The organism is Kitasatospora sp. NPDC005748 (assembly GCF_040630735.1).
GTDB lineage: Bacteria > Actinomycetota > Actinomycetes > Streptomycetales > Streptomycetaceae > Kitasatospora.
Window position 1 is genome coordinate 50451 of sequence record NZ_JBEXYD010000040.1, and the last position, 22883, is coordinate 73333.

At 72.7% G+C, this 22883-nt stretch carries 25 protein-coding genes and 1 pseudogene; 14 read left to right on the forward strand and 12 right to left on the reverse strand.

Annotated elements, in window-relative coordinates:
* Positions 1-106: 106 nt before the first annotated feature.
* On the reverse strand, positions 107-1735 hold the full coding sequence (locus ABZ495_RS25350; RefSeq protein WP_359802792.1) for an MFS transporter: 1629 nt from the start codon (positions 1733-1735) through the stop codon (positions 107-109).
* A gap of 343 nt (positions 1736-2078) precedes the next feature.
* Between ABZ495_RS25350 and panB the strand changes: the two genes are divergently transcribed.
* The 3 genes from panB to ABZ495_RS25365 all read left to right on the forward strand — a co-directional run bounded on the left by panB (position 2079) and on the right by ABZ495_RS25365 (position 4958).
* Positions 2079-2948, forward strand: a complete 870-nt coding sequence (gene panB, locus ABZ495_RS25355; RefSeq protein ID WP_329487377.1) for a 3-methyl-2-oxobutanoate hydroxymethyltransferase — start codon at positions 2079-2081, stop codon at positions 2946-2948.
* Positions 2949-3126: 178 nt separating this feature from the next.
* Positions 3127-4149, forward strand: a complete 1023-nt coding sequence (locus ABZ495_RS25360) for an ATP-binding cassette domain-containing protein (protein ID WP_329487378.1) — start codon at positions 3127-3129, stop codon at positions 4147-4149.
* On the forward strand, positions 4146-4958 hold the full coding sequence (locus tag ABZ495_RS25365; RefSeq protein WP_329487379.1) for an ABC transporter permease: 813 nt from the start codon (positions 4146-4148) through the stop codon (positions 4956-4958). Before ABZ495_RS25360 ends, ABZ495_RS25365 begins: the two co-directional genes overlap by 4 nt.
* Before the next feature lie 49 nt (positions 4959-5007).
* On the opposite strand, the gene ABZ495_RS25370 is transcribed toward ABZ495_RS25365, so the two are convergent.
* Positions 5008-8400: a BTAD domain-containing putative transcriptional regulator gene (locus ABZ495_RS25370; protein WP_359838231.1), complete on the reverse strand. Its 3393-nt coding sequence runs from the start codon at positions 8398-8400 to the stop codon at positions 5008-5010.
* Between the two features lie 142 nt (positions 8401-8542).
* Between ABZ495_RS25370 and ABZ495_RS25375 the strand changes: the two genes are divergently transcribed.
* Positions 8543-9358, forward strand: a complete 816-nt coding sequence (locus ABZ495_RS25375; RefSeq protein ID WP_329487382.1) for a site-2 protease family protein — start codon at positions 8543-8545, stop codon at positions 9356-9358.
* A 10-nt stretch (positions 9359-9368) separates the two neighbouring features.
* Here ABZ495_RS25375 and ABZ495_RS25380 read toward each other — a convergent pair whose 3' ends face one another.
* Together ABZ495_RS25380 and npdG are read right to left on the reverse strand one after the other, a co-directional pair.
* Positions 9369-9563, reverse strand: a complete 195-nt coding sequence (locus tag ABZ495_RS25380; RefSeq protein WP_329487383.1) for a hypothetical protein — start codon at positions 9561-9563, stop codon at positions 9369-9371.
* A 100-nt stretch (positions 9564-9663) separates the two neighbouring features.
* The gene (npdG, locus tag ABZ495_RS25385; protein WP_329487384.1) at positions 9664-10356 is read right to left on the reverse strand and encodes an NADPH-dependent F420 reductase; all 693 of its coding nucleotides are present in this window, start codon (positions 10354-10356) and stop codon (positions 9664-9666) included.
* A 47-nt stretch (positions 10357-10403) separates the two neighbouring features.
* Here npdG and ABZ495_RS25390 point away from each other — a divergent pair, with 47 nt between their 5' ends.
* The 3 genes from ABZ495_RS25390 (at position 10404) to ABZ495_RS25400 (ending at position 13193) form a co-directional block, all read left to right on the forward strand.
* Positions 10404-11003 carry a hypothetical protein gene (locus ABZ495_RS25390; RefSeq protein ID WP_359838233.1) on the forward strand — a complete coding sequence of 200 codons (600 nt, stop codon included), beginning with the start codon at positions 10404-10406 and terminating at the stop codon, positions 11001-11003.
* 89 nt (positions 11004-11092) lie between these two features.
* Complete coding sequence (locus ABZ495_RS25395; protein ID WP_329487387.1) at positions 11093-12424, forward strand: MFS transporter; 1332 nt, start codon at positions 11093-11095, stop codon at positions 12422-12424.
* A 100-nt stretch (positions 12425-12524) separates the two neighbouring features.
* Positions 12525-13193 carry a GNAT family N-acetyltransferase gene (locus ABZ495_RS25400; RefSeq protein ID WP_359802795.1) on the forward strand — a complete coding sequence of 223 codons (669 nt, stop codon included), beginning with the start codon at positions 12525-12527 and terminating at the stop codon, positions 13191-13193.
* 63 nt (positions 13194-13256) lie between these two features.
* Here ABZ495_RS25400 and ABZ495_RS25405 read toward each other — a convergent pair whose 3' ends face one another.
* Positions 13257-13481, reverse strand: coding sequence for a hypothetical protein (locus tag ABZ495_RS25405; protein ID WP_329487389.1), 225 nt, complete (start codon positions 13479-13481; stop codon positions 13257-13259).
* 105 nt (positions 13482-13586) lie between these two features.
* Between ABZ495_RS25405 and map the strand changes: the two genes are divergently transcribed.
* Entirely contained in the window at positions 13587-14432 is an 846-nt protein-coding gene (gene map / locus ABZ495_RS25410) for a type I methionyl aminopeptidase (RefSeq protein WP_329487390.1), read from the forward strand.
* 22 nt (positions 14433-14454) lie between these two features.
* Here map and ABZ495_RS25415 read toward each other — a convergent pair whose 3' ends face one another.
* A complete protein-coding gene (locus ABZ495_RS25415) occupies positions 14455-15156 on the reverse strand; it encodes a bifunctional DNA primase/polymerase (RefSeq protein ID WP_359802798.1) in 702 nt (233 codons plus the stop codon).
* A gap of 453 nt (positions 15157-15609) precedes the next feature.
* Between ABZ495_RS25415 and ABZ495_RS25420 the strand changes: the two genes are divergently transcribed.
* Positions 15610-15840, forward strand: a complete 231-nt coding sequence (locus ABZ495_RS25420) for a hypothetical protein (protein WP_359838235.1) — start codon at positions 15610-15612, stop codon at positions 15838-15840.
* A gap of 26 nt (positions 15841-15866) precedes the next feature.
* Complete coding sequence (locus ABZ495_RS25425; RefSeq protein ID WP_329487393.1) at positions 15867-16067, forward strand: hypothetical protein; 201 nt, start codon at positions 15867-15869, stop codon at positions 16065-16067.
* Positions 16068-16106: 39 nt separating this feature from the next.
* Here ABZ495_RS25425 and ABZ495_RS25430 read toward each other — a convergent pair whose 3' ends face one another.
* Positions 16107-16778 carry a PadR family transcriptional regulator gene (locus ABZ495_RS25430; RefSeq protein WP_359802801.1) on the reverse strand — a complete coding sequence of 224 codons (672 nt, stop codon included), beginning with the start codon at positions 16776-16778 and terminating at the stop codon, positions 16107-16109.
* 419 nt (positions 16779-17197) lie between these two features.
* Between ABZ495_RS25430 and ABZ495_RS25435 the strand changes: the two genes are divergently transcribed.
* The 3 genes from ABZ495_RS25435 (at position 17198) to ABZ495_RS25445 (ending at position 19327) form a co-directional block, all read left to right on the forward strand.
* The gene (locus ABZ495_RS25435; RefSeq protein WP_359802802.1) at positions 17198-18493 is read left to right on the forward strand and encodes a hypothetical protein; all 1296 of its coding nucleotides are present in this window, start codon (positions 17198-17200) and stop codon (positions 18491-18493) included.
* A 76-nt stretch (positions 18494-18569) separates the two neighbouring features.
* Entirely contained in the window at positions 18570-18968 is a 399-nt protein-coding gene (locus ABZ495_RS25440) for an ACT domain-containing protein (protein WP_329487396.1), read from the forward strand.
* Positions 18969-19069: 101 nt separating this feature from the next.
* Positions 19070-19327, forward strand: coding sequence for a Prokaryotic metallothionein (locus ABZ495_RS25445; RefSeq protein ID WP_329487397.1), 258 nt, complete (start codon positions 19070-19072; stop codon positions 19325-19327).
* A 238-nt stretch (positions 19328-19565) separates the two neighbouring features.
* Here the strand turns inward: ABZ495_RS25445 and ABZ495_RS25450 are convergent, their stop codons facing one another.
* From ABZ495_RS25450 to ABZ495_RS25470, 5 genes are all read right to left on the reverse strand, one after another.
* Positions 19566-20411, reverse strand: coding sequence for a GNAT family N-acetyltransferase (locus ABZ495_RS25450; protein WP_359838237.1), 846 nt, complete (start codon positions 20409-20411; stop codon positions 19566-19568).
* Between the two features lie 96 nt (positions 20412-20507).
* The gene (locus tag ABZ495_RS25455) at positions 20508-20705 is read right to left on the reverse strand and encodes a hypothetical protein (protein WP_359802805.1); all 198 of its coding nucleotides are present in this window, start codon (positions 20703-20705) and stop codon (positions 20508-20510) included.
* A gap of 1 nt (position 20706) precedes the next feature.
* Positions 20707-21825, reverse strand: coding sequence for a radical SAM protein (locus ABZ495_RS25460; protein WP_359802807.1), 1119 nt, complete (start codon positions 21823-21825; stop codon positions 20707-20709).
* Positions 21813-22289 carry an ATP-binding protein gene (locus tag ABZ495_RS25465; protein WP_359838239.1) on the reverse strand — a complete coding sequence of 159 codons (477 nt, stop codon included), beginning with the start codon at positions 22287-22289 and terminating at the stop codon, positions 21813-21815. Before ABZ495_RS25465 ends, ABZ495_RS25460 begins: the two co-directional genes overlap by 13 nt.
* 14 nt (positions 22290-22303) lie before the next feature.
* A complete protein-coding gene (locus tag ABZ495_RS25470) occupies positions 22304-22474 on the reverse strand; it encodes a hypothetical protein (protein ID WP_359838241.1) in 171 nt (56 codons plus the stop codon).
* 279 nt (positions 22475-22753) lie between these two features.
* Between ABZ495_RS25470 and ABZ495_RS25475 the strand changes: the two are divergent.
* Positions 22754-22883 (forward strand): annotated as a pseudogene (locus ABZ495_RS25475) (IS5/IS1182 family transposase); the annotation flags it as partial.

Consider the following 22883-nt stretch of genomic DNA (forward strand, 5'->3'; position numbering starts at 1 on the left):
GCCGTACGCACATGGCCCCGGCCGCCCGGACGGGTCCGGGCGGCCAGGGGCCCATTCTCGCTCAGCTCGGCCGCAGCTCAGCCGGGGTCCGGCCGGCCGCGGCCGGTCAGGCGTCGGCCGCTTCGGTCTCCCGCACGGGGCCGGCCGCCTTCGCCGGGGCGGGTGCGCCCCCCGGCGCGCCGCCGGGGCCGCCCGCCGTGATCCGGCCGGGGAGCAGGAACCAGGCGAGCAGTGCGCCGATCGCGGTGACTCCGGCCGAGAGGCCGGCCACCACGTGCATGGCGTCGATGAAGGAGGCGTTCGCCGGGCCGATCAGCTCGGCGCCCTGCGGCCCGAGCCGGCCGGCCACGGCCATGGTGGCCTCCAGGGACTCACCGGCCTTCTCCCGCAGCGCGCCGGCCGGCAGCTTGTCCAGCTGGTCGGACATCCCGTTGCGGTAGACGGTGGAGAGCACCGCGCCGAGCACGGCCACCCCGAGCGAGCCGCCGACCTGGCGGAAGGTGTTGTTGATCGCCGAACCGGCACCGGCCTTCTCGCGCGGCAGCGAGCCCATGATCGCGACGGTGACCGGCGGCATCACGTGCGCCATGCCGCTGCCCATCAGCAGGCCGAGGACCACCAGCACCCAGATCGGCGTGTCGACGTCGAGCAGCAGGTAGCCGAGGAAGCCGATCGCGATCAGGGCCATGCCGCCGGCGCAGGTGGCGCGGACGCCGAAGCGGTCCACCACCAGCCGGGCCCGCGGCGCGAACAGCAGCTGGGCGGCGGCCAGCGGCAGCATCAGCATGCCGGCCTGCAGGGCGCTGTAGCCGCGCACGCTCTGGGTGTAGAAGACGCCGAAGAAGGAGACGCCCATCAGCGCGAAGAAGACCACGCCGACGACGACCACGGAGGCGCTGAACACCTTGTTGCGGAACCAGCTGATGTCCAGCGCGGGGTACGCGGTGCGGCGCTCGAACCAGACGAAGGCGACCAGCGCGACCACGCCGACCAGCACCGGCCCCCAGGCCTCCGGGGAGGTGAAGTCGGCCAGCTCGCCGCCCTTGATGATGCCGAAGATCAGCGCGACCAGGCCGATGATCGAGAGCAGCACGCCGATCGGGTCGAGCCGGCCCGGGTTCGGGTCCTTGGACTCGGGCACCAGCAGCACCATCGCGATCACGGCGACCACCACGATCGGGACGTTGATCAGGAAGACCGAGCCCCACCAGAAGTGCTCGATCAGCAGGCCGCCGGTGATCGGGCCGATCGCGATGGCCAGGCCGACCGCGCCGGCCCAGATGCCGATCGCCTTGGGCTGCTCGGCGCGCTCGAAGACGTTCATGATGATGGCGAGCGTGGCGGGCATCGCCAGCGCGCCGCCGACCCCCATCAGCGCGCGGTAGCCGATGAGTTCACCCGGCGAGGCGGCCATCGCGGAGAGCAGCGAGGCGATCCCGAAGACCACCATGCCGGCCAGCAGGGCGCGCTTGCGGCCGAACCGGTCACCGAGCAGGCCCGCCGTGAACAGCAGCCCGGCGAAGACCAGGGTGTACGAGTTGATCGACCATTCCAGGTCGCTCTGGCTGGCGCCGAGCCCGGTGGGCGCGGGTGACGCGATGGTCTTCATCGCGACGTTCAGGATCGAGTTGTCGAGGACGACGACGAGGAGGGCGAGCACCAGGGTGCACAGGATCGCCCAGCGTCGGCGGTGGATGGCTTCCGGCACCCGAGGTGGCGCGGCTGCGGTGGTCATTGCGGTCTTCCCGTCCGTGGTGGCGTGTCACTGGCGGGCATTTGCGAGTCGTGTGCGTCTCGTAACCCCCGCGATCACCCTAGCGCGACTTTCGATACGAGACGAATCCGTTTCGTAAAGCTCGGGCAAAGGCTCGGCGCCGGGCCGGCGCGGCGAGCCGCACCGGGCCGGCCGCGTCGGTCGGCCGGGCCGGGTGCCGCACCGGGCGCCCGGCCGGTGTGCCCTAGATCGCAGCGCGGTCCGGGCACGCCTCTTTGCGCCCGCGCCGGGGCGTGCAAGCATGGAGGGGATCCGGGGACGCCACACGGCGCCACGAGACGACAACCCTTCAGGAGCCTGTTCGATGAACGCTTCTTCGCCTTCGCCTGCCCAGAACCAGGCGTCGACCGCGACCCTCTACGGCGGGGTCACCAACCGCCGCGTCACCGTCCGCGACCTCGCCGCCGCCAAGCAGCGCGGCGAGAAGTGGTCGATGCTCACCGCCTACGACGCGCTCACCGCGGGCGTCTTCGACGAGGCCGGCACCCCCGTCCTGCTGGTCGGCGACTCGGCGGCCAACTGCCACCTCGGCTACGAGACCACCGTGCCGGTGACCATGGATCAGATGGTGATGCTCTCCGCCGCCGTCGTCCGCGGCACCAAGCGCGCCATGATCGTCGCCGACCTGCCCTTCGGCTCCTACCAGGAGTCCCCCGCGCAGGCCATGCACAACGCCGTCCGGCTGATGAAGGACGCCGGGGTCGGCGCGGTCAAGCTGGAGGGCGGCGAGCGCAGCGCCCGTTCGATCGAGCTGCTGGTCGAGGCCGGCATCCCGGTGATGGCCCACATCGGCCTCACCCCGCAGTCCGTGCACGCCTTCGGCGGCTACCCCGTCCAGGGCCGGGGCGACGAGGCGGCGCACCGGATGCTGCGCGACGCCAAGGCCGTCCAGCAGGCCGGCGCCTTCGCCGTCGTCCTGGAGGCCGTCCCCGCCGAGCTGGCCGCCCAGGTCACCGAGCAGCTGGCGATCCCGACCGTCGGCATCGGCGCCGGGGTGGACACCGACGCGCAGGTGCTGGTCTGGACGGACATGGCCGGCATGACGGCGGGCCGGGTCCCGAAGTTCGTCAAGCAGTACGCCGACCTGCGGGCCGTCCTCGGCGAGGCCGCCCGCGAGTTCGCCGCCGACGTGCAGTCCGGCGCCTTCCCGGCCCCGGAGCACACCTTCCACTGACCCGGGGCACACCCTCCACTGACCGGCCGGTACGGGCCCCGCTCCGCTCGGAGCGGGGCCCCACCCGTGCTCGGGACGCCGCACCGGGAGCGCCGCGACAGCGGGATGACAGCGGGCCGCCCGGGCCCGGGCACACCGTGACAGCAGACTGTCAGTGGGGTCGGACAGTCTGGGGGGCATGACACGAATCGCCACTGCCCCGAACGACCGGGGGCCCGCCGCGGGCAATGCCGTAGAGGTGCGCGGCATCGTCAAGCACTACGGCGCGACCAAGGCACTCGACGGTGTCGACCTCACCGTCCGCGAGGGCACCGTGCTCGGCGTGCTCGGCCCGAACGGCGCCGGCAAGACCACGCTCGTCCGGGTCCTCTCCACGCTGATCAAGCCGGACGCCGGCACGGCCTTCGTCGGCGGCTACGACGTGCTGCGCCAGCCCAAGCAACTGCGCCGCACGATAGGCCTGACCGGCCAGTACGCCTCCGTCGACGAGATGCTCTCCGGCTACGAGAACCTCTACCTGATCGGCCGGCTGCTGGACCTCTCCCGCAAGGACGCCAAGGCCCGCGCCACCGAGCTGCTGGAGCGCTTCTCGCTCACCGAGGCCGCCAAGCGCGTCGCCAAGACCTACTCCGGCGGCATGCGCCGCCGCCTCGACCTGGCCGCCAGCATGATCGGCCGGCCCCGGGTCCTCTACTTGGACGAGCCCACCACCGGCCTGGACCCGCGCACCCGCAACGAGGTCTGGGACGAGGTGCAGCGGATGGTCGGCGAGGGCACCACCGTGCTGCTCACCACCCAGTACATGGAGGAGGCCGAGCAGCTCGCGAACGAGCTGACCGTGATCGACCGCGGCCGGGTGATCGCCTCCGGCGGGGTGGCCGAGCTCAAGGCCCAGGTCGGCGGCCAGACCCTGCAGGTCCGCCCGGCGCACCCGGGCGAGCTCTCCGAGATGGCCCGCTGCCTGCGCGAGAGCGGCATCGCCGGGGCCACCGTCTCGGCCGACACCGGCCTGCTGTCGGTCCCGATCACCGACGAGGCGCAGCTGACCGCCGTGGTCGGGGTGCTCGGGACCCGCGGTTTCGCCATCGCCGGCATCGACACCCTGGTCCCCAGCCTGGACGAGGTCTTCCTCACCATCACCGGCAAGCCCGCGACCGTCGCGGCCGCCGCCCCGAGCCTCGCCAAGGAGCCCGTCGCATGACCACCGCAACGCTCGCCCCCGCCCGGGTGGAGGACACCCGGATCGGCCTGGCCGGCACCTTCCGGCACATCGGGGCGCTGACCCGCCGCAACCTGATGCGGATCAAGGCGGACCCGGAGTCGATGTTCGACGCGGTGCTGATGCCGATCATCTTCACCGTGCTCTTCGTCTACGTCTTCGGCGGGGCGATCTCCGGCGGCCAGGACGCGTACAAGCAGTACATGATCCCCGGTCTGCTCGGGCAGACCGGCCTCACCCTGGCGATGGCCGTCGGCACCGGTCTGAACAGCGACTTCCAGACCGGGGTGATGGACCGCTTCCGCACCCTGCCGATCGGACGCTCCGCCGTCCTGCTCTCCAAGATCGCCGCCGAGACCTGCCGGGCGCTGGTCTCCTTCGCCATCCTGATCGGCTTCGCGCTGATCCTCGGCTTCGAGGTGAAGACCGGACCGCTGGAGGCGCTGGCCGCGGTCGGCCTCTCGCTGGTCTTCGGCATGTCGATCGTCTGGATCTCGATGCTGCTCGGCATGGCGATGAAGAGCGCCCAGGCCGTCCAGGGAGTGTCCATGCTCGTCCTGATGCCGATGCAGTTCGGCAGCTCGATCTTCGCGCCGACCGACACCATGCCGGGCTGGCTGCAGTCCTTCACCAAGGTGAACCCGCTCTCGGCGCTCGCCGACGCCTGCCGCGCGCTGCTCAACGGCGAGGGCGCGGTGGCCCACCCGGTGCTCATCGTGCTCGGCTGGTCGATCGGCATCACCGCGGTCTTCGCGCCGCTCGCGGTGGCCCGGTTCCGCAAGCGGACCTGAGGGCCCGCACCACCTGGTCCGCCGGCCGGCCGACCCCTGGGACGGGGGGTCAGCCGGCCGGCCAGTCGATCATCCGCTCCAGCAGCGCGTTCGCCTCGGCGATCGAGCGGCAGGCGCCCAGCGCGCGGGCCTCGGCGAAGGCGTCCTCACCCAGCCGGGCCCGCAGGCCCGCCTCGGTCCGCTCGCTCTCCACCCGCTCCAGGTAGCCGCCCTTGGGCCCGGTCAGACCGACGTGCGCGCCGAGCAGGACCGCCGCCCGGCGGGCCGCCTCGTCGTCGTCGTCCCGCTCGGCGTACGCCCACAGGACACCGACCGCCGGGAGCACCATCATCACGGACATCTGCTCCGCGAAACCGCTCGTGGTGTCCGTCAGCTCGCGCAGCAACCGCCGCCCCTCCCGCAGGAGTTCCATCCCGCGGTCCGGGTCCCCGGAACGGGCCACCATCCAGCCCCGGGTGACCGTCAGCAGCCCGCCGACCAGGCCGGGGGCGAAGCCGCCCACCTTGGTCCCGCTCAGCTGGTCCAGCTCGCGCAGCGCGGCGTCGAACTCACCGCGCTGGGCGTGCACCGCGCAGAGCATCAGGTGCCCGAAGAGCAGCGCGCCGTTGGCCGCGTGGCTCTCGCCCGGCTCGACCGAGGCCAGGGCCTCCCGGATGTGCCGCTCGCCGGCGTCGAGGTCGATGCCGAGCATCGCACCGCCGAGCTGTACCTGCAGCATCGGCACCTCCTGCGGGGCGCCCAGCAGTTCGGCCAGCTCGATGGCGCGCTCGTACGCGACGACGGCCTCCTCGGACCGGCCCTCGTTGGACATCGACTCGCCGCGGGCCGCGTAGGCCTGGGACATCCCCCACCGGTCGCCGCAGCGCCGGAACAGCTCCAGCGACTCCTCGCCGTCGCGCAGGGACTGCTCCATCCCGCCGGGCCAGTCGTTCATCATCTTGGCCCGGATCTGCAGGATGAACGCCAGGTCGTTGTCGCTGCCGTGCACGCGGCAGCCGTCCACCGCGTCGTTCAGCAGGTCGCGCAGCAGCTCCAGCTTGCCGGCCAGGAACGCCCCGAACACCCGCATCAGGCCCGGGAACCGGTAGGCCTGCGGGAGGTCCGGGGTGTACGCGTCGAGCAGGTTCCGGGAGAGCCGCAGCGCCTCCGGGTCGCCGAGCACCTCCAGGTTGCCCTCGAAGAGCCCGACCAGCCGGTACATCACCACCTCGCGGCGGGCCTCCTCGGCCACCCTCGGCGGCAGCGGCATGCCGTACTCCAGCACCGGCCGCTCCAGCGGCCGCAGCGGCAGGGTGGCCGGGTCGAAGGGGTCCGGGCCGAGCGCGGCCACCGCCTCGTACCACTCCCGGGCCTCCAGCCCGAAGCCGCGCAGCGACCAGTACCAGCTCATGCCGAGCACGAGGACCAGTGCCTCGTGCTCGTCGCCGCGGTCGACCGCCCGCCGCAGCGCCGCCCGGATGTTCTCCTGCTCCCGCTCCAGCACCGCCAGCCAGGTCAGCTGCTCCGGTCCGTGCAGGCGCAGTTCGGCGGTCCGGACCAGCTCGCGGAAGTGCTCGACGTGCCGGCGCCCGGTCTCGCTCCGCTCGGCCGCCTCGGCCAGCCGCTCGGTGGCGTACTCGTGGATGGTCTCCAGCATCCGGTAGCGGGGCAGGCCCTCGCCGCCCAGGTCGGCCACCAGCAGCGACTTGTCGACCAGCGAGAGCAGGGCGTCCGCGACCTCCTCGCGGGGCACCTCGGCCTCGTCGGCGCAGATCGCCTCGGCGTCCTCCAGCCGCCAGCCGCCGGCGAAGACCGAGAGCCGGCGCAGCACCGCCCGCTCCTGCTTGCCCAGCAGGTCCCAGCTCCAGTCGACCACCGCGCGCAGGGTCTGCTGACGGGGCAGCAGGGTGCGGCTGCCGCCGGTGAGCAGCGCGAAGCGGCCGTCCAGCCGATCGGCGATCTGGCGGGCCGTCATCACCCGCAGCCGGGCGGCGGCCAGTTCGATGGCGAGCGGCAGGCCGTCCAGCCGGCGGCAGATCTCGGCACAGGCGGCCGGATCGCTCTGCGGGTCGAAGCCCGGGCGGGCGGCGGCGGCGCGCTCGACGAGCAGCCGCAGCGCGACCGGGTCGGGCAGCGGCTCGACCGGCAGGACGCTCTCCCCGGGGACACCGAGCGGTTCGCGGCTGGTGGCGAGGACGGTGAGGCCGGGGCACTCGGCGAGCAGCTGGTCGGTGAGGTCGGCGGCGGCCTGGATCAGGTGCTCGCAGTTGTCCAGCACGAGCAGCATCCGGCGGTGGCCGCAGTACTCGACCAGCCGGCGGAGCGGATCCTCCGCGCGGCTCTCCAGCGCCTCGGCGACCAGGCTGCCGGTGTGCAGCAGCGTCTCGCGCAGCCCGAGCGCGGAGACCACCGCGGCCGGGACGGCGAGCGGGCTCTCCAGCGGGGCGAGTTCGGCCAGCCAGACGCCGTCCGGCCAGTGGCCGGCGGCCTGCTCGACGCGGCCGGCCTCGATCGAGAGCCTGGTCTTGCCGGAGCCGCCGGGGCCGGTCAGGGTGACCAACCGGCTGCCGGCCAGGGCGGTGCGCAGTGCGCCGAGGTCGTCCTCCCGGCCGACGAAGCTGGTGAGCCGGCCGCGCAGATTGCCCGCGCCGCGGGTCGGCGCCGCCGGCGGTGCCTGCTCGGGAGCCGGCGGCGGCCCGGACGGCCTTGGCGCCCCGACCGGGGCCAGCAGATCGGCGTGCAGGTCCTGGAGGCGGCGGCCCGGATCGGCCCCGAGCTCGTCCGCCAGCGCGTGCCTGGTCCGCTCGTAGTGACGCAGCGCCTCGGCGGTGCGCCCGCTCTCGTGCAGGGACCGGATCATCAGGTACTGCAGGGGCTCGTCCAGCGGCTGCCGCTCGCAGAGTTCGGCGAGTTCGGCGGTGAGTTCGGCGGCCCGGCCGAGGCCGAGGTCGGCGGTGATCCGGTGCCGACGGGCCTCGTCCCGCTGGGCCTCCAGCCGGGTGGCGGGGCCGCCGCGGTCGGGGAGGTCGGCGAGGGCCGGTCCGCGCCAGAGCGCCAGGGCGGCGCGCAGCCGCTCGGCGGCCAGCGCGTGGTCGGCCTCCTCCAGTGCCCGGCGGCCCTCGCCGGCCAGCCGCTGGAAGTCGCCGAGGTCCGTCCGTGGCTCGGTCAGCCAGTAGCCGGCCGGGCCGGAGCCGACCTGGTCGCGGCCGACGGTGCGGCGCAGCCGACCGACCAGGGTCTGCAGCGCGGCGGAGGAGTCCTGCGGTGGCTCGGTGTCCCACACCTCGTCCACCAGGAGGTCGGCCGGCACCGGCCGTCCCTGCCGCAGGACCAGCGCGGCGAGCAGCGCCCGCAGCCGGGCACCGCCGAGCGGGACCGGCGTGCCGTCGTCGTGGTGGGCGGTGGTGGTACCGAGGATGCCGTAGTGCACCCGCCCATTCTGGTCGATGAAGGGTCGTGCCACGCACGCATTTCCGGGCCGGCCCCGGAGACCGGAACCGGGACCGCTGCTCCGGACGTTCACCGGGGACGGCTTGTCCGGCAACGGGCCCGCCGGGCATGATCGGTCCCCTGCCCGCACCCCAGACCCCCGGAGCGACCACGTCATGACCTTCGCCGCAACGCAGCGCTCGCGCCGCGAGGACCGACGGATCAGCCCGGTGTTCTGGGCCATGCTGGCCACCCTCGCGACCTCCGGCTGGGCGGTCTACGCGGGCTACGGCAACGCCCGGTTCGGGATCTTCCTGTTCGTGGTGGCGGGCTGGATGGTCTCGCTCTGCCTGCACGAGTACGCGCACGCCCGCACCGCCCTGCACGGCGGCGACATCACCGTCGGTGCCAAGGGCTACCTCACGCTCAACCCGCTCAAGTACGCGAACGCGCTGCTCAGCTTCGTGCTGCCGATCGTCTTCGTGCTGCTCGGCGGCATCGGCCTGCCCGGCGGGGCGGTCTGGATCGAGCGGCACCGGATCAACGGGCGGCTCAAGCACAGCCTGATCTCGGCGGCCGGCCCGCTGGTGAACCTGGCCGCCGCGGTGCTGATCCTGGTCCCGGTGGGCGCCGGCTGGCTGGACGGCACCGAGGTGCACGCGGTCTGGAACGGCTACGAGCTGAGCGTGTCGCCGCTGGCGCTGGCCCTGGGCTTCCTCGGCATGCTGCAGCTCAGCGCGACCCTGCTGAACCTGCTGCCGGTGCCGGGTCTGGACGGCTACGGGATCATCGAGCCCTGGCTGTCCCACAAGGCCCGCCGGGCGGTCGAGCCGTTCGCCCCGTACGGGATGCTGGCGATCTTCGCGCTGCTCTGGCAGCCCGAGGTGAACCACTACTTCTTCGAGGCCGTCTACGGCGTGATGGACCTGCTCGGCGTCGACCGGCTGTACGCCCAGGTCGGCCACGACCTGTTCACCTTCTGGAAGAACTAGCCGGCCGGCTTCAGGAGGCCGCGGCGCGCTCGGCCGCGGCCTTCGCCAGCTTCGCCCGGCGCAGGTTCAGCCAGAGGACGTTGCTGGCCACGCCGGCCAGCGGGATCCAGACCAGGCCCACCCAGTCGCCCCGCACCAGGGAGACCACGGCTGCGGCCAGCGCGAGGACGACGACGATCGAGGCGAAGAGGGACGTGCGGGGCATGGCGGGGGGCTCCTAGGGCCGGGTGACGGACGGCCCCCATTCTCGCCGATCTCACCCCCGGGCCGGGCCCGGGGGTGAGATCGGCGCGCCCCGGCGCCGGTCAGACGTCGGTGATCCGCAGGCCCGCGTGGGCCTTGTAGCGGCGGTTGACCGAGATCAGGTTGGCGACCAGGGACTCCACCTGGTGGGCGTTGCGCAGTCGGCCGGCGAAGATGCCGCGCATCCCGGGGATCCGGGCGGCCAGCGCCTGGACCAGGTCGGTGGCGGCCCGCTCGTCGCCCAGCACCATCACGTCGGTGTCGATCCGCTCGACCGACTCGTCCTGGAGCAGCACCGCCGAGAGGTGGTGGAAGGCGGCGGTGACCCGGGAGTCCGGCAGCAGCGCGGCGGCCTGCTGGGCGGCACTGCCCTCCTCCGGCACCAGCGCGTACGCGCCCTGCTTGTCGAAGCCGAGCGGGTTGACGCAGTCCACCACGATCTTCCCGGCCAGCTCTTCGCGGAGGGCGGTGAGGGTGGCGGCGTGCCCGTCCCAGGGCACCGCGACGATCACGATGTCGCTCTCGCGCGCGGTGGTCGCGTTGTCGGCGCCGCGCACGCCGAGGCCGAGTTCGGCCGCCGAGGCCTCGGCGCGGGCCGCGTCGCGGGAGCCGATGATCACCTGCTGGCCGGCCTTGGCGAGCCGGTGGGCGAGCCCCCGCCCCTGGTCGCCGGTGCCACCGAGGACACCGACCACCAGCTGCGAGACGTCCGGCAGCTCGTGGGCCGGGTTTGTCGCTGAATCGAGGGAAGTCATGGGCCGATCCTGCCAAACGCCCGGCCCGCCGCGACATTCTGTGGCCCATGGACAAGGTGAGAGTTTCGGCACTCCGCGAGCGCCTGACCGGCACGGGCTGGCTGGAGGCGGTCGGCGGCTTCGCCGGCTCGCTGCGCCACGCCGTCTCCCGGCGCGGGGCGGGCGCGCTGCTGCTGGTCGGCACCGAGGAGTACGAGCCCTGGCACCTGGCCGCCCATCTGGACGACGAGGCGGCCTGGTCCGACGTCCCCCGGCTGGCGCCGACCCTGCTGCGGCACCGGGTGCCCGCTCGGGCGCCGGCCCATCTGGCGCACGGCCTGCGGCGGCTGACCGAGGCCGGGCGCGGGGCGACGGTGCTGGTGGTGGCGCCCACGGCGGCCGGGGCGCCGCTGCTCGAACGGGTCCACGACGCGCGACGGGGCGGGGCGACCGTGCTCGCCCTGGACGGCCCCGCCGAGCGGGGCGAGCTGGCGGGGCTGGCGCACGAGCGGCTGGCGGTCGGCACCGGCGAGGAGGAGCCGTTCGACCTCGCGCAGCACCTGGTCAGCGCCGCTGCCGGGCAGGCGCCGGCCCGGCGCGGCGCGCTCGGCCGGCTGGCGGCGCTGGCCGGGCGGCTCGGCTCGGGGCCGGGGCTCAGCCGCTGGTAGCGGCGGGCGGGGGCAGACGGCACCCGAAGCGGTGGGACGGGCGAAAATCCGTTGCGGCCCCGAGGGGGCGGCGCCGAGGATGGTCGTTCGTGAACGACGCCGAACCACCTCCGTCCGGGCGAGTCCGGACACTGCTGACCTCCCTGCGCCCCGACCTGGCACCCTGGCACTCCTCCCGGGACTTCCGGCTGCTCTGGCTCTCGGGCTGCATCACCAGCCTCGGCAGCTTCCTCACCTACGTCGCCGTGCCGATGCAGATCAAGGACCTCACCGGCTCCTCCTTCGCGGTCGGCCTGGTCGGCGCCTTCGAGCTGGTGCCGCTGATCGTCTTCGGCCTCTGGGGCGGCGCCCTGGCCGACGCGCTGGACCGGCGCAAGCTGGTGCTGTTCTCGGAGGCCGGGCTCGGCCTGCTCACCGGTCTGCTGCTGATCAACGCGCTGCTGCCGACACCGGTGCTCTGGCCGGTCTACCTGGTGGCCGCCCTGGTCGCCGCGACCGACGGCCTGCAGCGCCCGGCCCTGGACTCGCTGACCCCGCGGATCGTTCCGCACGACCAGCTGACCGCCGCTTTCGCGCTCAACTCGCTCTACCGCAACGCCGGTTCGGTGGCCGGCCCGGCGCTGGCCGGGATCATCGTGGCCTTCGCCGGGGTCCAGACCGCCTACGCGCTGGACGTGCTCACCTTCGGCGCCTCGCTGCTGCTGCTCGCCCGGATCCGCGCGGTGCCGCCGCCCACCGGCGCCGAGAAGCCGTCCGTGCGGGCCGTCCTGACCGGGGTCCGCTACGCCTGGAGCCGCAAGGACCTGCTGGGCACCTACGCGATCGACGTCTGCGCGATGCTGTTCGCCTTCCCGGTGGCGATCTTCCCCTTCCTGGCCTCGGAGCTGGGCGCCGACTGGGCGCTCGGCCCGATGTACGCGGCCTCGGCGGTGGGCGCGCTGGCGGTCTCGGCGACCAGCGGCTGGACGTCCCGGGTCCACCGGCACGGCCGGCTGCTGGTGGTGGCCGCGCTCGGCTGGGGCGCGGCGATGGCCCTGGCCGGTCTCTGCGGCGCCGTCTGGCCGGTGCTGCTCTGCCTCGCCCTGGCCGGCGGGGCCGACCAGATCAGCGGGATCGCCCGCTCGACCATGTGGAACCAGTCCATCCCCGACGAGGTGCGCGGCCGGATGGCCGGTGTCGAGCTGCTCAGCTACTCGGTCGGCCCGCAGCTCGGCCAGGTCCGGGCGGGCGGGATGGCCGGTCTGGTCGGCGTCCGGGCCTCGGTCTGGGCCGGCGGTGTGGCCTGCGTGGTCGGCGTGCTGGCGCTCGCCGCCGCGCTGCCCCGGCTGCTCTCGTACGACGACCGCACCGACCCGCACGCGGCGGCGGTGCGCGCCGAGCACGCGAAGGCCGAGGAGGCACGGGCCCGGGCGGCGGTCTGACCGGCCCGGTCCGGTGCCACGCTCCGAGAAAGTAAGTGACACGGGTGGCTTGAGACTATTACGCTGGACTCCGTTGACGTCCGGCGAGCGGAGGGTGGCCATGCTGGAGACCACGGCGGAGAACGTCGTACGGAGCTGGGTGGACGGCTGGGTCGTGTCGCGGTCGGCCGCGCCGCCGATCGTGGAGCCCTGGGGCTACACCGTCGACGTCGGCCTCACCGACCACGTGACCCGGCACGTCCTGGACGCCACCGGCGACGCCGTACGGGAGGCCGACGTCCGCAAGGTCGCCGGCGCGGTGCGCGCCCGGGGGACGTGGCTCAAGGTCTTCGCGGAGCCCGCCGTCATCGCCCCCTGGCTCGGACCCGACTGGTGGGTCGACGACGAGCCGGCCTACCTGATGACCGTCCGGCTGGCCCCCGCCCCCGGGCTCACCGCCCCCGCGGGCTACCACCTGCGCACCTGGGCCCGCGGCGAGGTCGTCCGCGCCCTGGTCACCGCCGAGGACGGCGCACTGGCGGCCCGCGGCCAGATCGGCGTCTGCGGCGCGACCGCCGTCGCGGACCAGATCGAGACCTCCGCCGAGCACCGCCGCAAGGGCCTCGGCTCGCTGGTCATGCGGACGCTGGCGGGCGCGGCGCACGACCGGGGCGCCCAGACCGGGGTGCTGGCCGGGACGCCGGACGGGCGCGCGCTGTACCGCACGCTGGGCTGGCGGGTGCTCGCCCCGCTGACCAGCGCCAAGTACGTCGGCCCGCAGGGCGCCTGACACGGCGCCGCCCCTGACCCGCCGCGGTGGCGGGCCAGGGGCGGGGCAGCGCCGGTCGCGGGGTCAGCCCTCGGTCGGCCGTCCGTCGAAGCGCTCGTCGTCGTTCTTCCACTCCCGGTTGCGCTCCTCGGCGGTCTCCAGCGCGTGGGCCGCCTCCTCACGGCTGGCGTACGGGCCGAGACGGTCCTTGGCGGGGCACTCCGGCCCCTCCTCCACCTTGGCGTGCTTGATGCAGTAGAACCACTCGCCCGGCAGTCCGGTCGGCTTGCGGTGGAATCCCAGGGGCATGGCGCTCACTCCCGTTCGATGGACCTGTCGTCACTGATCATCGCGCGCGGCCGCCCGTCCCGCACACCCCCGGAGGGCCGGGGACCGGCGGATAGACTCGCGACCATGGCTCTCGTACCCGGCATCCAGTCCCCCACCCGCAAGGTCCCGGCGCACATCGCTCGCCCCGAGTACGTCGGACGGCCCGCGCCGGCGCCGTACACCGGGCCCGAGGTGCAGACCGCCGAGACCATCGAGAAGATGCGGATCGCGAGCCGGATCGCCGCCCGGGCGATGGCGGAGGCCGCCAAGCTGATCGCGCCGGGCGTCACCACCGACGCGCTGGACGCCGTCGCCCACACCTACATGTGCGACCACGGGGCCTACCCGTCCGACCTCGGCTACCGGGGCTTCCCCAAGTCGATCTGCACCTCGATCAACGAGGTGATCTGCCACGGCATCCCCGACTCGACCGTGCTGCAGGACGGGGACATCGTCAACATCGACGCCACCGCGTACATCCACGGGGTGCACGGCGACCTCAACGCCACCTACCTCTGCGGCGACGTGGACGAGGAGTCCCGGCTGCTGGTGGAGCGCACCCGGGAGTCGCTCGCCCGGGCGATCAAGGCGGTCAAGCCCGGCCGGCAGATCAACGTGATCGGCCGGGTCATCGAGTCCTACGCGAAGCGCTTCGACTACGGCGTGGTGCGGGACTTCACCGGGCACGGCATCAACACGTCGTTCCACTCCGGCCTGATCGTCCCGCACTACGACAGCGAGCGGGCCACCGAGGTGATCAAGCCGGGGATGACCTTCACCATCGAGCCGATGCTGACCCTGGGCACCTACGACTACGAGATCTGGGCCGACGGCTGGACGGTCGTCACCAAGGACCGCAAGCGGACCGCCCAGTTCGAGCACACGCTGGTCGTCACCGCCGACGGCGCCGAGGTCCTCACCCTGCCGTAGCCCGCTCCCCCGGGTGGGCGCGCTAGCCGATCAGCCACTGCTCCTCGGCGACCGCGCCCACCTCGGTGCAGGCGTCGGTGAGCACGTCCAGGACGCGCAGCGGATCCGGCAGCGGCTGCTCGGGCCCGCGGAGCCAGCGCACCTGCGAGCCGTCCGGCAGCGCGGCCGGCGGCAGCAGGGTGTACGAGCCGCGGCAGTGCCAGCGCAGACCGGGGTGCTCGGACATGGTGTCCGGCGTGGAGTCCAGCGCGCTCGGCCACCACTCGTCCTCGTCCACCGGGGTGCCCCTGGTGGCGGTGAAGAAGAGGTAGCGGTCCTCGCCGACGGCGGCCACCGGACCCTCGACACCCTGCGCCGCGAGCCGCTCCAGCGCCAGCCGGCCGGCCTCGGCCGGGACGTCCAGGACGTCGTGGGCGCGGCCGGTGGCGGTGATGAAGTTGGCCAGTGGGTCCCGCGAGAGCCAGCGGGCGACCTGCTCCGGCTCGGTGGTCGCCTGGCTCTGCCAGGCGAAGGAGACCGGGTGCTGCGCGGGGGCCGGACAGGCCACCCGGTCGCAGGAACAGCGGTAGCCGGCCGGATGGGCGGCGGGTGCGAGCGGGAAGCCGGCGCGCACGGCGCCCAGCAGCTGATCCAGTCTGGCGGCGGGGCTGTCCGCGTCGGCCGACCGGGCCCGCTGACGTTCACGCTTCTGCCACCAGGTCGTCCACCTGCTGCCGGCTTCCATCGGGCCCCTTCCGCGCATTGCCGTGCCTGGTGTGACACAGCATTCGACGTACCACTCCGACGCAACGCACAGCGCCCCCCGCTGCTTCCCGGGACGGTGCTCGGCCCTGCTGTCCGCGCCCCGTCGGCCGGAGCCGGGGTTGCCGGACGGCCGACGCCCGGGTCACGGCACGGAGTCGCGGCAGTGCGGAGACTGCGGCTCGGCGGCCCGGCGGGCACACCGCTGTGCGCCTCACCCGGCCCGTACGGGGCCCGCTGACCCGGGTGAACCCCGAGGGCGTAACAGGAAGGATAAGGGTGCGCGGGCCCTTCGGATGACCGGGGGCGGTGCCTCTCCGGTCACACTCCCGGCACCCGGCCCTCACAGTGCCTCCCCGCGCCGCCGTACCGCCCCGCCCGCGGTCGGCCACCGGTCGCCCGCCGGTCCGCCGCGGCGGGGTGAGACCCTGGGGGGGTGAAGAGCGCGGACACCGAATTCGTCGGCGGCCCCCTGGACGGCCGGATCCTCCCGATCCCGTTGGGGCCGATGTACGGCGTGCCCAAGACCTACAAGGTGCCGGTCCCCGCGCACGGGCAGACTCCCGCGCGCACACTGGTGTACGTCCGGGTCAAGGAGCAGCGGGGCCTCCGCTGGTTCTGGCGCTACGAGTACGACGAGACGGCCACCGCCCGCACCTCCGGGTGACGGCCGCTCCCCCCGGGAGGACGGCGATGGCGAAGACCGTACGGACCCGCACCCGGCGCCGGCCGCAGGCCGTGACGCAGCACAACCGGCAGGTCGCGGTGGTCACCGCCGCCCTGCTGGTGGTGGTCAGCCTCTACAGCGCGGCGCTCGGGCCGAACGCCTGGCTCTGGTTCGGCTGGACGGTGCTGCTGCTCGCCTGCGTGGCACTGTTCGCCGTCCGCGGCTGAGCGGCGGCACCGTCCGCCGTCCCCGCCCGCCTCGGGCGGTCAGGCATCCTCGGCGAGGATCAGGTAGAGCTTCTTGCGGGCCTCGTTGAGCACCGCGAGGCCCTTGGCGCGCTGTGCCTCCGTCCCCGTCGCCATCACCTGCCGGATCGCCTGGTCGACCGCACCGAGCGCCTGGCCCACCTCGTGGACGGCCTCCCAGTCGACCTCCCGGCCGGCCTCCGCCCACGGCTCGGCGGGCCCGGCCTCGGCCTCGGCCCGGCCGGCCTCGGTCAGCGAGACCAGTCGCTTGCCGCCCACCTCCTCGGCGGTGATCAGGCCCTCCTCCTCCAGCAGTTGGAGGTTGGGGTAGATCGAGCCCGGGCTCGGCCGCCAGGCCCCGCCCGTCCGCTCGGCGATCTCCGCGATCATCTCGTAGCCGTGCATCGGCCGTTCCTTGAGCAGCGCGAGCAGCGAGGCCCGCACGTCCCCGCGCCGGGCCCGCCCGCCGCGCCGGCCGCGCGGACCGTGCCCGCGCCCGCCGTGCCCGCCGAAGCCGTGGCCGAACGGCCCGCCCGGCGGCCGCCCGGGACCGCCGCCGAACGGCGGCCCGAACGCGCCGAACGCCCCACGGCCCTCTCCGCCCTCACCGGGGAACTCCCCGAACTCCGGGCCCCGCCCGCGGCGCCGACCGCCGCGCGGACCCTCTTTCCCGTATCGCGTTCCGGAGCGCATCGCGCTCACCTCCTGGTGGACCGGACAGTGTTCACGTCACTGTCTCAATAGCTCGACGATATATCGCTGACTGTCGCTCGTCAATCGTTGCCGACTGGGCCACCCGCGTGTGCGGCCGGCAGGGACGGGCCACCGCCGCCGGGGCGTCTCCCGGCGCGCTGCCGACCGGTCACCGTGGGGCCGGGCCGGACCGGCCCGGTGAACGGGCCGGTGAACGGACGGCACTGTCACGGGAGTCGGGGCGGCCGGTACCGGTCGCGGGCGGCCCGCCGGTGGTGAACCCGGGCCGGTGCGGGGGCCGTCAACCGTGGTGTCGGCCCTCCGGGCCGGCCGGTTCGACCCCGCTCGCCGTGGGCGCGCGGGGCCGAACGACGGCTCACCCCGGTCAGACGGCTGACCGATGCCCAGGAGGTCCGCGCATGGCGCCGAAGAAACCCGTGAAGGTCCTGCTCGGAAGCACGACGCTGGCCTGTCTCAGCGCCGGCGTGATCGCGGTCGCCGGCGTGGCGTCCGGGACGGAGGGGACGGGGGCGACCGCCTCCGTCGCGGCGGTCGGCAAGGCCCGCCCGGCCCTGACGTTCAGCAGCCTGGACGGCCCCGTCACCCCGGACGAGATCAAGTCCTTCACCGCGTACATCAAGACGCTCACGCCGGCCGCCGACAACATCGGCAACCAGTGGGCCCAGGGCCACAGCGGCGAGGACACCAAGGCGATGGGCCTGGTGTACGAGGTCTCCGCCGACCGCGCGATCCTCGACCGGATGATCGTCTTCTGCGACGCCGTCCTCTCCGAGCGCAACGACCTGGCCAAGCGCCCGGTCGGGCAGCACGTGCTCTGGACCGGCAAGGTCGACCCCGCCTGGCCCAACGACGTCACCACCAAGCCCGTCGGCACCGGCGGCGAGCAGGGCGACCCGGTGGGCCACCTCGCCAACTGCGCCCGGCTGATCCTGCGGACGCCGGCGCTCTGGCAGACGCCGGTGACCACCGGCGACCCGCACGGGTACGGCGCCACCTACCTCGACCGGGCCAAGCGGTTCGTCGCCGAGGCGGACACCGCCGTCGACCGGCACATCCTGGCCCGGCTGCTGGACGTCTCCAAGGGCAACCGCCAGTACTTCGCCGCGGACTCGCCCTACAAGGGCGGCCAGCCGGTGCCGTGGAACCAGCAGATGATGTTCGACTACGCCTTCCAGAACCTGGCGATCGCCCACCAGCTCCTCGGCGACGACCCGAAGCGGGTCAAGCGGTACGACGCCCTGGTGCAGAGCAGCGTCGACTGGTTCTTCTCCTCGGTGCGCACCTACACCGACCACGCCGGCAGGCCCGCCTACGACTGGGGGTACGCCCCGGCGACCAACGGCAAGGAGGACAACAACCACGGCAGCCTGGACTGCGCGGGCCTGTACCGGGCCTACCTGTCGGGCCGCTACAAGATCACCCCGGCCATGCTGGCCCCGCTCGCGAACACCTTCGTGGACGTGATGAGCAAGCCGCCGCACCACTACGCGGGCAAGATCGACGGCACCGACGGCGCCGGGAACAGCGCGCCCACCGACTACGTCCGCAGCGGCTGGCTGCTGATGGCCGAGTTCCGGCCCGACGCCTACCAGAAGCTGATGAACGCCAACTTCCCCAAGCGGACCACCACCGCGGACGACCAGTTCTCGCGCGCCCTGATGCTCAAGAGCCGGCGCCACAAGACGCAGGGCTGACCGGGGGCCGGGCCCGGGCACCGACACGCCGCGACGGCGGGCCGGTGCCCGCCCCCCAGCCGTTACGGTGGCGGGCATGGCCGGAGAACGAGATCTTGCGACCCTGCTGCGCGGCATGCGCCCGCGGCTCAACCCGGGGCGCTACGTGTACTGCACGCTGCCCGCGAAGGTGCCCGCCGGGATGCGGCCGGTGGTGACGGTCGCCGAACCCGAGGGGGTGACGGTGGTGGTCGCGCAGGAGGAGGCCGACGCGCTCGGCCTGCGTTACGAGTACGTGGCGGCCTGGATCACCCTGCACATCCACTCGGCGCTGGAGGCCGTCGGCCTGACCGCCGCCGTGGCGGTGCGGCTCGCCGAGGAGGGGATCAGCTGCAACGTGGTGGCCGGCTTCCACCACGACCACCTGTTCGTCGGCGCCGACGACGCCGACCGCGCGGTGCGCGCCCTGGAGGAGCTGTCCGCCCGGTCCGCCTGACCGGGTGCGCCGAGTGGCCGCTCCCCCCGGGGGCTCCGAGACTGGGAGGGCTGAGCGCCCGCCAGGTCGGTCAGCCCCCCGACAGGAAGGGAGACGGCCCCATGGCGGTCTGCGACGTCTGCTCCAACGACTACTGGCTGTCCTTCGAGATCAAGACGATCACCGGCGACGTGTACACCTTCGACAGCTTCGAGTGCGCGATGGAGAAGCTCGCCCCGCGCTGTGAGCACTGCCAGGTCCGGATCGTCGGCCACGGCGTCGAGGTCGCCGGCCGGTTCTTCTGCTGCGCGCACTGCGCCCGGGTCAACGGCGGCCTGGGCGAACAGATCCGCGACGCGGTCGGGGCCCACCCGGCCTGAGCGGCGCACGGACCGGTCGCTCCCGGCACGGGCGGGCGCTGCCCGCGCCCGTGCCGGGGCGGGCAGGAGCGGAGAGGGGCGGAAGAGTCGGCCTGTACGCCGGGAACAGTCTCCGCACCAGCAGCTACCTGCGGAAACGCTCTTTCCGGCGGTCCGATCGCCACCTGATCGCCACACCTTCGGCGACCGCCACTCATCGGGCCTCTTCAGCGGCTCCTCGTCCGTCGTGAGCCTCTCGTCAGACGGTGGTGGTGCAGACGAATCCGAGGTCGGCCAGGCCCTCGCTCTGGCACAGTCGGTCGGATGAGCCCCCGGCAGCTGTCTGCAAGAGCTGGTAGTCGGCGCCGTATTCCTTACCCCAGTGCATCGCCGAGCGCCAGAGGAGCCGACCGAGGCCGAGGCCTCGGTATTCCGGCAGAACACCGAAGTACTGCGGAAGAAGTCGTCGCCTACCGATGGGGTCGGCCATGGTCTCCATGGGGCCGATTGCGCCTACTACGCGCTCGTCCCGGACAGCGACCAGCACAGGGCCGGTGCTGTCGATCCGGGAGTGCAGGAACACGAAGCCCTCGCCGGCCAGCTTCTCGGCGAACTCGGGGAAGGTGGTCCGGATGGCTTCGGGCTGTTGGCCGAGAGCCTCGATTCCCTCGACGGCTGGTGCGTCCTGGTCGAAGGTACGGAGCTGTACGCGGGTAGAGGCGGCCACTGGGTCGGCGGCGTCCTGGAACCACACCACACGGGCTTCAGCCCCGTCATGCTCGGCGGCAAGCTTGGCGGCGAGTTCCTCGGCCTCCTGGCGATACTCGCGGGCACCGTAAAGATGGACGCGCAGGATGCCGCGACCGGTGATGGTGGGAATCAGCGTGCGAGCCTGGTCCTGAACGACGGCGTCCAGCAGGACATGCTCGTCCTTGTAGTCGGACCACCGCCGGTCCTTGTCGTACGGCAAGAATTCTCCAGTGCCGGCGACGGCGAACACCTCGGCCAGAAGCTTCGCGGAGATAGCGTCGGAGTGGAGCGGCCCGAGCGTCGGAAAATAGGGGACGCACATCACGGGGCGCAGCAAGTCCCAGCGCAGATCCATAGCCGCACCCTACTCGCCCGCCCCGCACGGCTCAGGCCCCGACGCGGAGAGCGCCGGGGCCTGAGCGTTACTGATCAGGTGCGATCAGCGGGTGGTTCAGTGCGGGTTGTCGTCGCCCGCGTTGCACGAGCACTTCACGCTGTCCATGACGTCGTCCAGGTCGCCGACGGCGATGATCTCGGTGACGGGCGAGGTCGGGGCCGCGATCGGCCGCGTGAGGTACGGCAGGCGCTGGGCCGGGCCGTCGTCCGGGAGCGGACGCCTCGGGAAGAGTTCGACAGCTACAGCGGTCATGTCACCCTGCTTTCTTGATCCCGTGCTGGCAGTAACTTGCGAGTGGTGCCTTCGCCTCCTGGTAGTGCTTGGCCAGCGGCCGGCACACGGTGCACACGCCGGAGAGCTGGCAGCCGGAGCATCCACCGGTGCGAAGCATGAGGCGGTCGGCGATGGCGCCGAGCCGGGCGAGGCCGTTGATCCCCTCGATGGGGAGGCTGACTTGGTCGTCACGGCCGATCTTGCAGATGGACACCAGCCCGTGTGGGTCGGCGTGGAAGAAGGTGTGCCCGGCGTTGCAGCCGCCGAACGGCTTGCGCATCCGCAGGTGTTCCTTGGACTGCGCGGTCAGCGACTCCGCCCCGCCGTAGATCGTCGGAGTCATGTTGGTGAAGACGTTGTACTCCAGCCCCCAGCCTTCACACAGGTCGATCATCGCCAGTTCCTCCGTGGCGTTGTCCTCGGTGACGATGATGCTCATCCGAAGCGGCAGCTTGGCCCGGCGGCCGGCGTTCATGCCCTGGATGAACAGGTCCCAGGCACCTTGTCGCTGGGTCAGCTCGTCGTAGCTGGCCTTGGTCGCCCCGTACATCGACACCGTGACCCGATAGGGCGGGCACTCGCGGAACATCTCCAGCAGGTTCTCCCGCCACAGCAACGAGGCGTTGGTGGAGACGGTGATCATCATGCCCAGCTCGAACGCACGGCGATACGAGGGCATGAAGTCCCGGTCCACGGTGGGCTCGCCCCCGGTGATCTGGAGCCAGAGGACGCCGGCTTCGGCCATGATGCCCAGGCAGGTGAGCTTGTCCGCGAGCGGCATGCCCGAGTTGACCTTGAGCCCGAGATAGCAGTGCTTGCACTTGTAGTTGCAGCCGAGGTTGATCTCCCAGCTGGCTCGCGAGTATCCCCACGTGGAGGGCTGTCGGACCAGCAGGACGTCACCCGCAGGACGACTGGTCACGTCCAGGTCCGCCCACTGGGCGCGCACGGCGTCCGCGAGCCACGAGGGAGCTGCCTGAGCGGGGTTATGGGCGCGCAGATCCTCGTAGTTGGCCTGCGGGAGCCGGAGACCACCCCGGCCACCGGGGCGCACCAACAGGTATTCGTCCAGGAACGGACTGGCGATCAGGTTGTGCACGTGTTCCCCTCCTTCGCTGAGCGGTATTCGGTGGCTGTGACGCCCTGAGCTCCTGCCTGCGACAGGGTTTTCGGTGGGCAGCCGATCTCGGCCCAGACCCATTTGCCGAACGGGGCTTCGTCGACACCCCAGCGGTTGGCGATGCGGTCGACGAGGCCCATGCCGCGCCCAGACGTCTCGGTGACCCCGGTCTTGACGACCACGGGCAGGGCGCGTGACGAATCGCGGACCGCCAGTCTGAGCCGGTCACCGTCCAGGCCGAGTGCCGCACACAGCCAGGTGCAACCGGTATGCCGGGCTGCGTTGCCGACCAGTTCCGAGACAATCAGCCGAGCATCTTCCAGCAGATCGAGACGGCCCCAATCGGTCAGCTTCTCCTGGACCAGGTGTCGGGCGCTCCTCGCCGACTCGGGGGCGCAGGGCATGTGCCGCATGCAGCGGCGGCGGCGCTGCATGGTGGGCACGTCAAGTGCGGTTATCACCGCAGCCCCCGGTACTGCCGGAGCCACCGGCCGCGTTGGAGCTGCCATAGGCGGATCTCCGGAAGGAGCGCCCGGCTCTCGGCCGGGACATAGAGCGCGGTGACCCTACCTGCCTCGTCGGTGTCGGCATGGATCAGGCCGCGCTCGGTGAGCAGCAGCGTCGTCATGGTCGTCAGGGCGGCCTCCGGTAGTCAGGGGCCGCCCGGCGCTCTTCCACGGAGCCGAGGGGGATCGGTGATTCCTCGCGCCGGGCGGCTGTTAGTCATTGAACGGCGCGGGCATGCCGTAGGAGAGGGGCCACGAAGGGGTGCATTTTCCACCAGGGGACCGCCAAGGGGGGCCAGAATTGAGGACCTGTCAGCTATGAGCTAGGGCCTGTGTGATGTTGTGATCAATCTTCGGGTTCTGCCCCTGCTCCAGGGCAGAACCCGATAAGAATGTTGGCTGTGACGCGTAGGCAACTCACCGACGAGCAGTGGAGTTTGATCGAGCCCTATCTGCCGATCGGCAGGTTCGGGCCGTACCCCGAACGGCTTCGTGACCAGTTCGAGGGGGTGATCTGGCGGTTCCGTTCCA

Coding starts and splice junctions, on each gene's coding strand:
- ABZ495_RS25435 (WP_359802802.1), top strand. CDS start 17,198: ATGGCGCCGAAGAAACCCGTGAAGGTCCTGCTCGGAAGCACGACGCTG.
- ABZ495_RS25455 (WP_359802805.1), bottom strand. CDS start 20,705: ATGACCGCTGTAGCTGTCGAACTCTTCCCGAGGCGTCCGCTCCCGGAC.
- panB (WP_329487377.1), top strand. CDS start 2,079: ATGAACGCTTCTTCGCCTTCGCCTGCCCAGAACCAGGCGTCGACCGCG.
- ABZ495_RS25365 (WP_329487379.1), top strand. CDS start 4,146: ATGACCACCGCAACGCTCGCCCCCGCCCGGGTGGAGGACACCCGGATC.
- ABZ495_RS25400 (WP_359802795.1), top strand. CDS start 12,525: ATGCTGGAGACCACGGCGGAGAACGTCGTACGGAGCTGGGTGGACGGC.
- ABZ495_RS25425 (WP_329487393.1), top strand. CDS start 15,867: ATGGCGAAGACCGTACGGACCCGCACCCGGCGCCGGCCGCAGGCCGTG.
- ABZ495_RS25390 (WP_359838233.1), top strand. CDS start 10,404: ATGGACAAGGTGAGAGTTTCGGCACTCCGCGAGCGCCTGACCGGCACG.
- npdG (WP_329487384.1), bottom strand. CDS start 10,356: ATGACTTCCCTCGATTCAGCGACAAACCCGGCCCACGAGCTGCCGGAC.
- ABZ495_RS25405 (WP_329487389.1), bottom strand. CDS start 13,481: ATGCCCCTGGGATTCCACCGCAAGCCGACCGGACTGCCGGGCGAGTGG.
- ABZ495_RS25430 (WP_359802801.1), bottom strand. CDS start 16,778: ATGCGCTCCGGAACGCGATACGGGAAAGAGGGTCCGCGCGGCGGTCGG.
- ABZ495_RS25470 (WP_359838241.1), bottom strand. CDS start 22,474: ATGACGACGCTGCTGCTCACCGAGCGCGGCCTGATCCATGCCGACACC.
- ABZ495_RS25380 (WP_329487383.1), bottom strand. CDS start 9,563: ATGCCCCGCACGTCCCTCTTCGCCTCGATCGTCGTCGTCCTCGCGCTG.
- ABZ495_RS25445 (WP_329487397.1), top strand. CDS start 19,070: ATGGCGGTCTGCGACGTCTGCTCCAACGACTACTGGCTGTCCTTCGAG.
- ABZ495_RS25375 (WP_329487382.1), top strand. CDS start 8,543: ATGACCTTCGCCGCAACGCAGCGCTCGCGCCGCGAGGACCGACGGATC.
- ABZ495_RS25440 (WP_329487396.1), top strand. CDS start 18,570: ATGGCCGGAGAACGAGATCTTGCGACCCTGCTGCGCGGCATGCGCCCG.
- ABZ495_RS25350 (WP_359802792.1), bottom strand. CDS start 1,735: ATGACCACCGCAGCCGCGCCACCTCGGGTGCCGGAAGCCATCCACCGC.
- ABZ495_RS25415 (WP_359802798.1), bottom strand. CDS start 15,156: ATGGAAGCCGGCAGCAGGTGGACGACCTGGTGGCAGAAGCGTGAACGT.
- ABZ495_RS25450 (WP_359838237.1), bottom strand. CDS start 20,411: ATGGATCTGCGCTGGGACTTGCTGCGCCCCGTGATGTGCGTCCCCTAT.
- map (WP_329487390.1), top strand. CDS start 13,587: ATGGCTCTCGTACCCGGCATCCAGTCCCCCACCCGCAAGGTCCCGGCG.
- ABZ495_RS25360 (WP_329487378.1), top strand. CDS start 3,127: ATGACACGAATCGCCACTGCCCCGAACGACCGGGGGCCCGCCGCGGGC.